The following is a 13,575-nucleotide window of genomic DNA, read 5'->3' as shown; positions in this document are numbered from 1 at the left end:
CAAAGGTTGGGAGGATGTTCAGGTATAAGACGCTGAAATGTGTATTTCGTTACAGCCCGGAGGTGTATTTTTTAATTTCTTAACAAAACGCGGCTGCATCGGGGTGTAGCTGGCTTAGTTTTTCGGCTTCCTGCGGGGAGGTAAAACGGAACCCGCTGAACTGAAAAGCCGGAGCCACCGTGCAGCCGCAAAGGCTGTAACTGCCGGTAGAACGCACGGCCTGAAACCAGCCCGCCGGCACCACCGCCGAAGGCTGCGTATCAGCCCCCGGCTGGCCGAGCCTGATTACACGCAATTGCGTAATTTCCGGATTCACCAGCCAAAGTTCCAGCTCGTTGCCCTCGTGCCAGTGCCAGATCTCGTCGGCATCCACTACATGCCAGCGGCTAACTTCATTTTGCTGAAGCAGATAGTAAATTGAAGTTACCGCACTGCGAGGCGCCTCGTTTTGGCGTTCCACCAGCAACTGCGAGCGGTAATGCTCGGCATAGTACCCGCCTTCGGGATGCGGCTGCATGTGTAAATGACGGATCAGATAAGCAGCGCGGCTCTCGGTATTCATATATAGCTGTGAATTTTGGCAAAGGTCATAAAAAAAGATACGCCGGGCTGCGAAACCGGCGTATCTCATTCAATTGCATGAAACAGGTCCTGAATACCTAACCAAAATGGGGAGCTGTTGTGAATAAGACGAACAGACAGGACGTATAGTTACAGTTCCGTGCAATTATTTTTTCCCGGCCGCATTGCGAATACTGTCGGCCACACGCTGAATTTTCTTTTCCAGTTCATCCTGCGCTTTGGCTGTACTGTCGGCTTGCTTATTGGCTTGCGAATTTTCACGGGCTTTGGAATTTGTATTCTCCATATCAAGTCCGTCGCAATCCACACAGGTCAGCATGTCTTTACCCATACGCCAGCGGCGGCCTGCCATATTCGGGTCATAGGTGTTTTGCTCATTGTCCACGTTGTGAATGATTTCACGTGTACTTTGGTCAAGGTTAACTACCTTTCCCTGAGGTACATGTAGCTCAAGCTCCACTTCCTGCGCCCGCCATTTCTGGTCGTGCCCAATGGTAAATGAACCGGGGATGATGAGTTTATTCCCTTCCTGACGCAACTGAAAACGTATTTCTCGTGCCAGCAGACCGGCTTCTTCGCGGGTACTGCCTTCGGAGTATTTGTGTATCACCAGCTCATATTGGCCGGTTTGCGAAGGGATAATATGCAGTTCGGTGGTACCGAATTTCATGCCTTCGTTGGTTACTGCAAAATACGCGTAGCGGCGGTCGTGATTTTTATATTTCTTGTGGCGATAATTATAGGTTTCGTTTTCCAGATCGGAGTCAATATTTACCGAAAGCTGCAGGGTATCGGGTGCCGGACTGGCAAAATTAAAGCGTTCGGTAATGTGACCGCTGTGGCGGAAATTGGAAGCCACGCCCACGCCGCAGTAGATGCCAATAACGATACCTATAAACCAGAGCGACAGGGCGCTATATCCAATTACCTTAGTTGTTACTTTAATATTGAAAAGTGCTTTAATTCCCTGATAAATCATCATCATGGCCGGAATACCGAACACGAGGAAGAAGGCAATAATGGCAAGTATGTAATCGCTGTTGCTGCTGAACAGGTTTCTGAAACTATGGCCAAGTTCGTCGGGGCCCACGCGGTGAAAGGTAAAGGTTGACGTAAGTATGCCGATGAGTATGCCTACACCTATTACGAGCAGTACAAAAGAAAACACGCGCCCGGCTACTTCAAATAGTGACCCAAGCACCCGTTCAATGCCACGGCTGTTTCGGCGTTCGCTGTTATAGTTTTCGCGGGCCGATCCGAACTGTTTTTTACCCCAGTTGCTGGCTTCTTCGCCCAGATCCTCCATGCGCCGTTTGAAGTTTTCGAAATCATCCTTAATGCTTCGGCTTATGTTGTTTACGTCAACCGGCTCGCCGCGCATTTCAAGCTTTTCGGCTGTGGTTTCGGCTTTGGGCATAATGATGAGCAGGAGTATGTAAAGCAGAAATCCTGAACCGAATACAAAGAAGCTCACGGCCAGTGTAAGGCGGATCCAGATGGGATTGATATCGAAATAATGTCCCAAACCGGCGCAAACACCGCCAATAATACGGTCGTCGGGATCGCGGAAGAGCCGTCGGCGGGCGTATCCGCGCGAGTAGCTTTGCTGGCCGGTATTGTTTTGCTGGTTCTGCTGGTTTTGCTGGCCGGTATTTTGTGTTTGCTGGGGTTCTTCGCCTTCCGCAAACGATTCGGGGCTGCCCATTACGGCAATTACGCCTTCTACGTCGGCCATCACAATCACCTCTTTCGAAATACCGGTTTTGGCTTTGAGCAGTTCGGCAATGCGGGCTTCAATGTCGGCCATTATTTCGTCGCAGCCTTCTTCCTGGCTGAAACGGTTGCGCAGGGTTTGCAGGTAATTGCGCAATACCTCAAACGCATCTTCCTCGATATGAAAAATAATGCCGCTGATATTGATGGTTACCGTCTTGTTCATTGTACTTCAGTATTATCGTTGGTGGTTGTGTGGTTGTTTGCTTGTTTTTCGGGCTGCGGAGCAGCTTCCGGATTAAAAGGCACTGCGGCTGATATGGCCTGCTGCTGCGGCTTTTGGGTAACCTGCTCTACCGAGGCCACCAGTTCGTCCCAGGTGGCTTCCAGTTCGCGTAAAAAACTAATACCTGTTTCGGTAAGCCGGTAATATTTACGCGGCGGCCCTGAGGTTGATTCTTCCCAGCGGTAGGTGAGTAAGTCCATGTTTTTCAGGCGGGTAAGCAGCGGATAGAGCGTGCCTTCCACCACTACAAGCCGGGCCAGTTTCATGCGTTCAATAATTTCGGTGGGGTAAGCATCTCCGTCTGAAAGAATGGAGAGAATGCAAAACTCCAGCACCCCTTTGCGCATCTGGGCTTTGGTGTTCTCAATGTTCATGAGCGTTTGGCTTTAATGTGTAATGTGTTCAATTCGCCCACCACTTTATACTCGTGGCGAAAGCAGTTAATGCGGGCTACCCAAATTGAATTACCTCCGGTTTCTTTCACCGTAAGTAAATCAGCCTGTATATAGCGGGTAAATTCAATATGCCGGTTTTTTATCTGGAATGCGCTTTCTGTTTTTACCTCTGCGGGAACATCGGCACCCGGAAACAGAAACAAACTGAGTAATAGCGTTTTCATGGGTATGCGGTGTTATCTTGTTATATATGGATGCGTGTATAGCATTTAACTTTACGAAGCAAAGATATATCCATAGATAGGTACTATGCAAGACATAGTACTAAAATAATTTTCAATTGTTTGATTATCAGTGAATTATTTTTTAGATCGAGAAAGGGAAAAACTGATTATTTTTGTGCGCCTCAATAAATACTACGAAATGGATCAGTTTTTAGAATCTTTATCCGTGTTCGGCCGGGCCGAAGGCTGGATGAACCTGCTTACCTTAATTGTGCTCGAAACCGTTCTGGGAATCGACAACATCATTTTCATTTCCATCATTGCCGGAAAGCTGAATGCCAAGGATCAGCGTAAAGCCTGGAATCTGGGTCTGGCCATAGCCATGGTGGTTCGTGTGGTGCTTCTTTTCTTCATTTCCTTTATTATGGGAATGGAAAAAGAACTCTTTACCGTATTCGGAGAAGGGTTTAGCGGACGTGACCTGATTTTGTTTGCCGGCGGCGTATTCCTGCTTGTAAAAACCACCTCTGAAATTCACAATAAAATGGAGGGGGCAGGTGAGGATGAAGAACAAAAAGGCAGCAAAGCCAAGGCATTATTCAGTCAGGTTATTTTGCAAATAGTACTTATTGATATCGTGTTTTCATTTGATTCTATCCTCACTGCGGTGGGCATCAGTAAGTACCTTTCGGTAATGGTGTTTGCGGTAGTTGCATCAACCGTAATTATGATGCTCTTTTCGCGTCCGGTGGCCGAATTTGTGGAACGTCACCCCACGGTAAAAATGCTGGCGCTGGCGTTTCTGCTTATGATTGGTATGGTGCTTATTCTCGATGCCTTGCATGTGCATGTGGAAAAGGCTTATGTGTATTGCTCCATGGCCTTTGCATTCCTTGTGGAATTGCTCAATATGCGTTTCCGCAAAAAGAGCGCAAAGAAAGAATAATCAAAAGCATACAAAGCATGTATGGCTGTTCTGCATTGGCAGGGCAGCCATTTTATTTTGCGGTGCGTTGTTCGAGCAGGAGTTTGTATTTGCGTCCAACGGGCAGTATCACCTGATTTTGCAGCATGACCGAATTTTCAGAAATCTGCTGCACCAGCGCGGTATTAATCACAAACGATTTATGAATTTGCAAAAAGCCACTGCCGCCCAGTTGCCGGGCTGTATCGCGTAAACTGCCATAAACGGTAAGCGGCAACCGGGCGGCAGTGAAATAAAGCCGGATATAATTGCCCATACTTTCCACATGGCTCAATTCCGAAGGGCGTATATGTACCTTTTCGCCTTTTACCTGAAACTGCAACACTTCTGTTGACTGCTGCACCGGAATAAACGGTTTGGCTTTTTGAAGCGATTTAATGAAACGCGGCAGCGAAATGGGCTTCAGCAAATAATCAGCCACATCAAGCTGGTACGACTCAAAGGCAAAATTTTCGTAGGCCGTGGTAATGATTACAGCCGGACGGTGCGGCAGATTGCGTAACAAATCAAGTCCTGAAATTACCGGCATTTCTATATCCAGAAACACCAGCCCGTAGCGGCCCGAAGCCATTTCCGCCAGTGCTTCGGCACCGTTGCAGGCATGGCCGGCACAGTAAAACCCCGGCACCTGCGCCAGATGCGATTCGATTACCAGATGCGCTGGTGCTTCATCATCGGCAATTAAGCAGGCGCAATTTATATCCATAGCTTCAGCTCCGTAAAATACATCGAAGGTTCTTTCTCGTGGCTGCTTAATTCGTGCCGCAAACCACTCAGCTGCAGGCGCTGCTTCAGGTTTACAAGGCCAAGCCCGGTACCGTTTTTACGCTGTGCAGGTGCCAGACAACTGTTTGTAAGCGAAACAGTAAAAACGCCGCTGCGGTAATCGATCGCTATTTCAAAATACGGCTCAGGCGTTTCGAGCGCAAACTTAATGGCGTTTTCAAGCAGCGGCAAACCCAGCAACGGCGGTATTTCCACGCTTTCTCTTATGCCCGTGGTACGCAAACCTCCACGTAATTGCCGGCTTTTCCATTGCTGGTGCGCAATAAACTTTTCAAGAAATTCAATTTCCTCGTCCAGCTTCACCCGCTCACGGCGTGTAGCATTTACCTGATAGCGCAGCAGCTCCGACAACTCCACAATTTTACCGGGCACCTGATCAGGCGCAGATAGCGATATGCCATACAGGTTGTTCAACGCATTCATCAGAAAATGCGGATTCATTTGCAGATGCAGCAAATGCAACTCATCCTGTTTCTGCCGGAGTTGTTCGCCGGTGCGGATGTAGTTGTCTTTTACCCACAGAAAAATAAAATACAAGCCGCTACCGGTCAGTTGCACAAGCAGGCAATTCACAAATGCCCACAACCACTGACCTTCCTTAAAGCCCTCCATACCGCCCCAGAGCAGAAACGAAACTGCAATAAGATACAGCAACAAGGTGGTGCCAAATATGGCCAGCTTTTTTCGCAGCAACAAAAGACGGACGGCAAAATGATTGAATAGAAAAACAACGCCATAAGTTACCGCCATAAATAGCAGCGGAACAAGAATATAAGACAATGGACGGCTAAGCAGAAGTGATATGAAAATACAGGCCTCTATAAATAGCAGCAGCAGGGCATTGCGCAAAAAAAGGCTTCTCAGTATTCGTATCATGCATGTATAACTGCATCTATAAAAGTACAAAATTCAACAGCCTGCGGCAGGCAATTATATCATCGCCATTGGTATAAAATCTGTTTCGTTGGCATAATTTTAAATCAACTGCTTAACACATCGTTGTACCATTGCCGGAAAATAGGAGCGAATGAAAAAACTTCTGATTGCAATTTGCGTGGTGCCGCTTGGATTTGCACTTGCCGAACAGCCGCTGGTGCCGGGCAGTTCATACATTGATATGCACACAATTAAACCTGTGCGCTACGAAACATCGTGGTTCATGATGGTGGGGAAAAAGGAAATTCCGATCGGACTTATGACAGATTCGGTACGGTTTGCAAACGGAAAACTCTATGTCGTGTCAACCATGCGTATGCGCAATTCAGACAGATTGTGGATTGACTCAACCATTGCCGATTCGGCCACACTTAAACCGATACGGCATAGCTCAGTGAATGCGCAGCGCGAAATGGTACTCAACTTCAATCCAATTATTACCGGGCATTATATCAACCTGAAAAAAAACGAACGCAAAGAAATCCGCGATACTGTTTCAGCAGCTTATTTCGACAGTAATTTATATACACATCTTGTGCGCTGGGTGAAGCTTGAAGACGGGCTCAAAAAAGACATTACCATTTATAACTATGACCCCGACAAAAAATCAGGCATCATGCAAATGCATATTGCCGAGGTGAAATCGCAGGTGTTTACCTCGGGAAAAAACAACAAGTATGAGGTATGGCGTGTGGTAGTAACGGATGATATTTCGCCCGGACTGGCTTCGGTATATTATATCCGTAAATCAGACCGGCAGCTGGTGCATCAGGAAATTGTGAAAGGAAAGAAGGTGAAAATGAAGATGGTGAGAGCTGATTTGTAGTTGTGGGCGCATGGGGGCACGGTGCGGGCTTTGGGGGTTTGCATGTTTTTCATGGGGCTTGGGGCTTGTTTTTCGGTTTCCTTGCGGAAACCGTGGAGTCTGGGTTTTCTTGTGGAAACCCTGGTTTTGGTTTTTGGGTGAAAACCTTGGGTTTGGGTTTTCTTGTGAAAACCGGGAGGATGTGAGATCAAAGTTTGATGGGCTCCGGCGGGCCGCCAAATTTCGGTTGGCGGTTGAGCAGCACCACATCAAACACTGCGCTTACGCGGGCAAGATACTCGCGGAGCTGTGTACGGCGGGAGTAGGCACCGGGCACGTCTTTTGCGTTAAATGCCACGGCGCTAAGGCCACGACGATTGGCAATAAACAGGGCACGCTCATTGTGAAACTGCTGCGAAACAATAATCACACTGCTTTGGCCGAATACTGTTTTGCAACGCACCACCGAGTCGAGCGTGCGGAAACCGGCAAAGTCGAGCGTGATGCACGAATCGGGCACGCCAAGCGAAGTAAGCGCCAGTTTCATCGCTGTAGATTCATCGTAAGTGGCAATGTGATTATCGCCGCTAACAATAATGTGCTTCACTTTACCGGCTTTGTAAAGCGCCGCCGCCGCTTCCATCCGATAAAGAAAATACAGATTGGTGCGGCCCGTGCGCGCAAGCGGATTGGCTCCCAGCACCAGCGCCACGTCATGCGCCGGAACAGCATTTACCTCGCTGTAAATTTGTGCCTGCGTGCTGCGCTGTATCCATAAATGACAACTTACTACCAGCAGCACGCCACACAGCGGCAGCCAAATGAAAGCCCAGCGCCGCAGTCGCGTGGCAATGAACCAGCCGAAAAATCGTTTCACCGCGTTCATTTTACAGCGGGAAAAACAATTCCAGCACCACAAACACCGCAAACACCACGCTGGCTATGCCATTGGTTGTAAAAAAAGCACGGTTCACCTTACTCAGATCATCGGGCTTTACAAGCGTGTGCTGATACACCAGCAAACCGCTGAACACCGATGCGCCGATGCAGTACCATACACCAAAACTGTGTGTATAAACCGGCAGCCAGATAAACACTGCCGCAAACACATGCAGCACTTCCGACAAACGAAGCGCCCCCTTTTTACCCAGCAAAACCGGCATTGAATTCAACTTGTTTTCGCGGTCAAACGATTCGTCCTGCAACGCATAAATCATATCAAACCCGCTCACCCAGCACAGCACCGCAAACGAAAACAGCAGCGGCAGCCAGGCAAACACGCCGGTAACGGCCAGCCACGCACCAATGGGCGCCAGCGCCAGCCCCACGCCCAGCACCAGATGACACAGTGCCGTAAAACGTTTGGTTAAGCTGTAGCCCAGAATTACCGCCAGCGCCACCGGCGAAAGATAAAAGCAAAGCCGGTTGATAAACCACGTGCAGGCCACAAAGGCAAGCGAGGTGAGTATAACAAACCACAACGCATTTTTGGGCGTGATGATGCCGGCCGGAATTTCGCGCGTGGCGGTGCGTGCATTCTTTGCATCAATATCGCGGTCGATGTAGCGGTTAAACGCCATGGCGGCGCTGCGTGCACTTACCATGCAGCCCAGCACCAGCAAAAACAGTTTCCACGAAAACGTATAATCCCCAAACCGTACTGCCAGCAGAAAGCCGATTATGGCAAACGGCAGCGCAAAAATGGTATGGCTGAATGTAACCAGTGAAAGGTAGTTGGATACCTGTGTGCGGGGAGCGGCGGTTTCCATTAGTTGATGAGTTTAAACAAAATAATCAGCAGCAACGGCACCGAACTCAGCAGCAGACCAATGTAGCCGGGGTGTATGTATCCGTGCTCCACGCGGTAACGTGTGCTCAGCATAAGGTAAATAGTAGAAAGCCCCATGCCCATTAGCATCATTGGCAGGGCAAGAAATCCGAGTACCCCCGGAAGTGTGGAAAACCCGGCTGTAAGTGCGCCAAACAAAAGCACAACCCAGCCAAACGGTTTCATATAACGTAGCATACAGTTCTGTCAGCGAATCACAAGCCGCATCACGTTGCCCGCCGTTGTGCGGAGCAGATATAAGCCGGGCGGCAGCTTTTCGGTATGCAAAGTTACCGTATTCCCGCTGGCCGCAATGGTTTGTGCAAGTACAATTTCGCCCAGCATATTGAATACTTCAATTTGTGTGGCCGGTTGCGGCAGCTGAAGCGTAACGGCCAGTCCGGCTGCGGCCGGGTTTGGATACACATTGCCCTGTGCTCCGGCCGGTTGTTCGGGGCCGGTGGTGGTGAGGAAGCAATTGGTGAGTGCTGAAAATGCATCCAGCTTTCCGTAGCCCCAGGTATTATCGGGTGCAGCGGCTACGGGGCCGGTAAAGCTGTCGTTGCGGGTGCAGTAAAGCAGTGCATTGCGCACTTGCAGCCAGTCGGCACCGGGCGTGTGTTGCAGGCACAGTGCCGCTGCGCCCGCCACCACCGGCGATGCTGCTGATGTGCCGCCACCCTGAATATGATAGCCGCCCTGCGCCACCACCTGCGGTGCATTGGTAATAAAATTGGGCAGGGTGCTGATTACCGCGCACGAAAAGTTGTTTGCACCCGGCGCGGCAATTTCGGGCTTGGTACGGCCTGTGCGTGTGGGGCCGCGGCTGCTGTTGCTCATAATATCGCCGGCAGTTACGCTGGCGTCGGTTTGCCACACGTTGTTTACATCGGGCCAGCGGCTGCGGTTTACGTAGTTGCCTACGGTAATTACTTTGTCGGAGCACTGAAAGCTGCTCACTAATGTGCTGATGCGGTCGGGCATACGGTACTCGCTCATGCGTGGATAAACGGCCTGCGAAGGAAGCGAGGCATTGGGCACAAAATCAAAGCTCCAGCTGTGAAACACACCGCTGCCCGTGGCTTCGAGGCTCCAGCCGTAGCCGTTGAGCGAATCGGGCTGCACCAGAAATTCCATTGAATAGGCGCTGCCCTGTACGGTGCCTGCGCGTTGTACAATGCCCAGCCGCTGGCCCTGCGCGTTAAACACCGTGTCGGTGCCAATGCCACTCAGGTTTTGTGCAATGGTGGTAAACGGCGTGCGGCCTCTGTCGGTCCACGAAGTGGTGTTGGTGGTGCCTACGGCAAAATGCGCATTGGCTGCAGCGGCAGTATCCATCCACAACTGCATGTAAATATTGCCGCTGCCCACGGTAAACCACGTCAGCGCAGTATCGGCGCTGAGCGGGTAGGAGAGGTGTATGTCCAGATCGCCGGCGTTGCCTGCTGCGCCCACAAACACGCGGCCTGTTTGCGCCGTAATTAAATTGTCCATCAGCTGCGCCTGCAAATCCTGCCCGTCGTGCGAGCCGTAATAATCGCCAAGGCTGGCATTGATTACGCAGGGCAGGCCGAGGGTTTGTGCCTGTGCATACATCCACGCGGTAGCATCGGCAATGGCCGTGGGGCTGTTGGCGCCTGTAAAGTCAATGGCTACGGCTACAATCACGGCATCAGGCGCAACACCTGAGTAATTCCGAACGGCAGTAGCACGTCCGTTTCCGGCAGCAATGCCGCTTACGTGGGTGCCGTGGCCGTAATACTGCAAATCGTTGTGCGTGCAGTTGCCGCCGTTTATCTGTGCCTGTGTCCACAATGTGCCGTAGTTGTAAGGCGCAGGGCCGGGGCCGGTATTGTCGCGCTGATCCCACAGGGCATAAATGCGCGTATTGCCGAGGCTGTCTTTAAAATCGGGATGGTTAAAGTCGATGCCTGAGTCCATAATGCCCATTACCACATTGCGGCCGGTAAAGCCCTGTGTTAGCGGCGCAAGGCCATTGTGTACTTCATCCACGTGCGATTGTGTGCGCATGGTATCATTCAAAAGCTGCAGCGCCACCGGCGCATGACCAATTTCCAGAATGCCCGGTTCAGCGGCAAATGCCCGCAATGCAGCCACCGGCAACTCCACCGAGCTGATTTGTCCTGTGCTTTGCCGCATGCGCCCGCCATGCTTTTTCACAGCGGCTGAAACCTGTGCCGCATCACCTTTTACCAGCAGGCCGATGGACGAGCCTTGCGGCTGCTTTTGAGCAAGCATCAGTACATTTAATGGCACATTTGTTTGTGCATTGGCCGCAAATGAAAATGTAAAGGAGAGAAACAGGAAGGCGTATAGTTGTTTCATGGCTGATTGTACAGATGATGTATAAAGATCGGTGAATTAAATCAATTGCGGCTGCCAAAGCCAGCAACAGCCGATATTTTAATCACAAAGGATTTATTCATTTTTTCTGATCCGGCGTAAATACACCAGTTAGCTGTGCAGAATATCCCGGTTGCATTTTATCCTTCGTAATTATTGATTGTCCACCGGGTGGTTCTTTAAATCTGGCCGTAATCAAAAATTTATTTTCCGTTAATATCTGAAAATCTACAACCGATATAAACCGACTATTTTCCATGATTACAAACGTGGAAAGCTGATGTGTGGTTAAATCAATACGTGTAAGAATTAACCGGGTTAAGTTAATACAATCCAACAGGTTCTTACCGTTTACAGTATCTGGCCATTGAATGGATAGCACGTCGATCGTTGTTGAATTCATATTGCCTGCCATGCGACTAGGAGCTGTAAACAAACTGTCTGTTTGAAGCTGACCATACCACACTAATTTTCCTGTTGAATCAGTATGCAGCAGAATTGTTTGAATTAGAAACGGACTATTTTTGCTATAGGGATAGTGTATTTCTTTCTGGTCACAGATAATTTTGGGTTCCTGAAAGGTTGATTGCAGACTTATCCTGAAAATAAGATCATGATTAATTTCAACCACATCATCGCTGAAATGCCCCATCCCCTTTATTAAAAAATTTTTATTCCATCTTACTTCACCTGATTGATCAATATAAATGAGTTTATAATTAAAGGTCTCATATTCGTCCAGTGAATGTTTATACTGCGCCTTTGGTAATGTATTTCTGTCTTTCAGAAACTCCAGCATATAGCCCGTTCCGCGTGTATTATAGATTGTTGATAATTTATATGTGGTATCCGTTTTAAATTTCTCCTGGCGGATAATTTGCCCGTTTGCATGAATCAGTATGAGTTCGCTATACGCACCGCTTGTTTTTGTTTTACTTATTGGAGTTTGCAGTTCAATTTCCTGAAAGTTGGAAGTAATCAGTAATACTGTTCCAATGTTATTAATTGAATAATCTGATAAAGATCTGCCTTTATAAATTGCATTTATTGTGGAAATTAACTGGCCTTTAGCAAAAACATAAAAAATAATCTTACCCTGATTCTTGTCAGGCCTGGCAGCATAGGAATCGTATTGGGCAACCAAACAATAGCTTCCGTTTTTACTAAAGGTTACCCTGTTTAACTTTAGTGTATCGTTTAGCGGGAATGAGGAAATACGTTGTGAAGTTTTTGTACTGCTGTCAAACCTGTCGAAATTCAGGTAGTGATTGAATTTACTGGTATTGAGGTATTTTTTTCCTTGAAAAATAATACTGTCGCTTTTTAATTGGATATTATATCTGCTTCGTAAAAAGAAAGAATCGGTTAGCGTATATTTTACGATGTCGGACTCGCGTTGTTTAAAAGTACTTCCGTCGAACCAGGTTACAGTTGCTTTGGGGGGATCTATCTGCGAAAATGCGGAAAGTGGTATCAGCACGAGTAAAAGCTGCACGAACAGCGCACAATTAGACTGTATTTTATTCATGGCGATTGACGAATGAGCTTAAGGGCAAACAAGGGTTACATTCATAGTGTAAATGTATTAATTTGCTAGTGTTTGAGTAAGCATTTTAAATCTCCCGGATTCTTAATTACACCTATTATTCCGGTCAATTCATTTATCTTCACTCCATGCAAAAAATAAACCTCACCGATAAACTCACCCAATTCACCGACCACTGGAACCCGCGCGTAGTAGCCTCTCTCAACGGACAGCAGGTGCGGCTGGTGAAATTTAAAGGTGAGTTTGTATGGCATTCACACACACATGAAGATGAGTTGTTTTATGTGGTGAAGGGAAGTTTTACCATGCAGTTCCGCGATAAAAATGTGCAGCTTCATGAAGGCGAAATGATTGTAGTGCCGCGCGGAGTGGAGCATTGCCCGCTGGCCGATGAAGAAGTATCGGTAATGCTCTTTGAACCGGCCGAAACCATGAACACCGGTAATGCGGGTGGTGATAAAACCCGGATTACCCTCGAAGAAATCTGATTGCTTTGTATGCGTATTCTATTTTTACTTTTTCTTCTTACACTTCCGCCTGTACTCATTGCACAGCCCGATTCCGCATTACGCCACCGGACTGTGGAATTGCAGCCGGGCATTTACCTCAGCTTCGACGCATTTAAAGCCAACAGGCCGGTTCCGCTTGCACAACTTATTTCTGCCGCCGACCGGGAAGCGCCCGATTTTATGAGTAAAACGGTGGCCGGCCGGAACATTTCCTGGCGCGACAGTGCCGGTGTGCAGCATGATACGCTTACTTCGGCACTTTGGGGCTATTGTTTTAACCGCCATATTTATATCCGCACGCAGGAAGGATTCACACGCCTTATGGTGGTGGGCACGCTATGTCATTTTACCACCACAGAAATGAATTATCTATACACGGGCGGCCCTGTTGCAGGCAATGCCCCTGTGCGCCAGCAAATGCAATATGTGCTGGATACCTACACCGGCAGCATAGCCTTGTTTACGCCGCAGTTCATGCTCAGTTTTCTTGAAACGCACGACGAAAAACTGGCCGCAGAATTCAGGCAACTTAATAAACGCAAGCGCGCTCAGCAGCTTTTCATTTTTCTGAAGCGATTTAATGCGGCGCATCCGCTTACATTTAAGTAATTTGAAG

Annotated in this window: 15 protein-coding genes; 4 read left to right on the top strand and 11 right to left on the bottom strand. The window is 48.5% G+C overall.

Annotated elements, in window-relative coordinates; genetic code table 11:
- Positions 1 to 79 precede the first annotated feature (79 nt).
- From IM638_14635 to IM638_14620, 4 genes are all read right to left on the bottom strand, one after another.
- Positions 80 to 562, bottom strand: a complete 483-nt coding sequence (locus tag IM638_14635) for a cupin domain-containing protein (protein MCA6364272.1) — start codon at positions 560 to 562, stop codon at positions 80 to 82.
- Between the two features lie 165 nt (positions 563 to 727).
- Positions 728 to 2,521 (bottom strand): PspC domain-containing protein, encoded by a 1,794-nt coding sequence (locus IM638_14630; GenBank protein ID MCA6364271.1) that lies wholly within the window; start codon positions 2,519 to 2,521, stop codon positions 728 to 730.
- Positions 2,518 to 2,955, bottom strand: coding sequence for a PadR family transcriptional regulator (locus IM638_14625; GenBank protein ID MCA6364270.1), 438 nt, complete (start codon positions 2,953 to 2,955; stop codon positions 2,518 to 2,520). Before IM638_14625 ends, IM638_14630 begins: the two co-directional genes overlap by 4 nt.
- Positions 2,952 to 3,200 (bottom strand): hypothetical protein, encoded by a 249-nt coding sequence (locus tag IM638_14620; protein MCA6364269.1) that lies wholly within the window; start codon positions 3,198 to 3,200, stop codon positions 2,952 to 2,954. The genes IM638_14625 and IM638_14620 overlap by 4 nt, the downstream gene beginning before the upstream one ends.
- 199 nt (positions 3,201 to 3,399) lie before the next feature.
- Here IM638_14620 and IM638_14615 point away from each other — a divergent pair, with 199 nt between their 5' ends.
- Entirely contained in the window at positions 3,400 to 4,146 is a 747-nt protein-coding gene (locus tag IM638_14615; protein MCA6364268.1) for a TerC family protein, read from the top strand.
- 52 nt (positions 4,147 to 4,198) lie between these two features.
- Here IM638_14615 and IM638_14610 read toward each other — a convergent pair whose 3' ends face one another.
- Both IM638_14610 and IM638_14605 read right to left on the bottom strand, forming a co-directional pair.
- Positions 4,199 to 4,891: a response regulator transcription factor gene (locus tag IM638_14610; protein ID MCA6364267.1), complete on the bottom strand. Its 693-nt coding sequence runs from the start codon at positions 4,889 to 4,891 to the stop codon at positions 4,199 to 4,201.
- Positions 4,882 to 5,847, bottom strand: coding sequence for a histidine kinase (locus IM638_14605; protein ID MCA6364266.1), 966 nt, complete (start codon positions 5,845 to 5,847; stop codon positions 4,882 to 4,884). Before IM638_14605 ends, IM638_14610 begins: the two co-directional genes overlap by 10 nt.
- Before the next feature lie 151 nt (positions 5,848 to 5,998).
- Between IM638_14605 and IM638_14600 the strand changes: the two genes are divergently transcribed.
- Entirely contained in the window at positions 5,999 to 6,733 is a 735-nt protein-coding gene (locus IM638_14600; GenBank protein ID MCA6364265.1) for a hypothetical protein, read from the top strand.
- 187 nt (positions 6,734 to 6,920) lie between these two features.
- Here IM638_14600 and IM638_14595 read toward each other — a convergent pair whose 3' ends face one another.
- The 5 genes from IM638_14595 to IM638_14575 form a co-directional block, all read right to left on the bottom strand.
- Entirely contained in the window at positions 6,921 to 7,598 is a 678-nt protein-coding gene (locus tag IM638_14595; GenBank protein ID MCA6364264.1) for a YdcF family protein, read from the bottom strand.
- A 1-nt stretch (position 7,599) separates the two neighbouring features.
- Positions 7,600 to 8,481, bottom strand: coding sequence for a UbiA family prenyltransferase (locus IM638_14590; GenBank protein MCA6364263.1), 882 nt, complete (start codon positions 8,479 to 8,481; stop codon positions 7,600 to 7,602).
- Positions 8,481 to 8,738, bottom strand: coding sequence for a hypothetical protein (locus IM638_14585; GenBank protein ID MCA6364262.1), 258 nt, complete (start codon positions 8,736 to 8,738; stop codon positions 8,481 to 8,483). Before IM638_14585 ends, IM638_14590 begins: the two co-directional genes overlap by 1 nt.
- Positions 8,739 to 8,747: 9 nt before the next feature.
- Complete coding sequence (locus IM638_14580; GenBank protein ID MCA6364261.1) at positions 8,748 to 10,886, bottom strand: S8 family peptidase; 2,139 nt, start codon at positions 10,884 to 10,886, stop codon at positions 8,748 to 8,750.
- Positions 10,887 to 10,983: 97 nt separating this feature from the next.
- Positions 10,984 to 12,432: a hypothetical protein gene (locus IM638_14575; protein ID MCA6364260.1), complete on the bottom strand. Its 1,449-nt coding sequence runs from the start codon at positions 12,430 to 12,432 to the stop codon at positions 10,984 to 10,986.
- A gap of 146 nt (positions 12,433 to 12,578) precedes the next feature.
- On the opposite strand from IM638_14575, the gene IM638_14570 reads away from it, so the two are divergent.
- Both IM638_14570 and IM638_14565 read left to right on the top strand, forming a co-directional pair.
- Positions 12,579 to 12,938 carry a cupin domain-containing protein gene (locus IM638_14570; GenBank protein MCA6364259.1) on the top strand — a complete coding sequence of 120 codons (360 nt, stop codon included), beginning with the start codon at positions 12,579 to 12,581 and terminating at the stop codon, positions 12,936 to 12,938.
- Positions 12,939 to 12,947: 9 nt separating this feature from the next.
- Positions 12,948 to 13,568, top strand: coding sequence for a hypothetical protein (locus tag IM638_14565; protein ID MCA6364258.1), 621 nt, complete (start codon positions 12,948 to 12,950; stop codon positions 13,566 to 13,568).
- The last annotated feature ends 7 nt before the right edge of the window (positions 13,569 to 13,575 follow it).

The sequence above is a fragment of the Bacteroidota bacterium genome (genome assembly GCA_020402865.1).
Lineage (GTDB): Bacteria > Bacteroidota > Bacteroidia > Palsa-965 > Palsa-965.
This window is presented reverse-complemented; position numbering and strand designations above follow the sequence as displayed.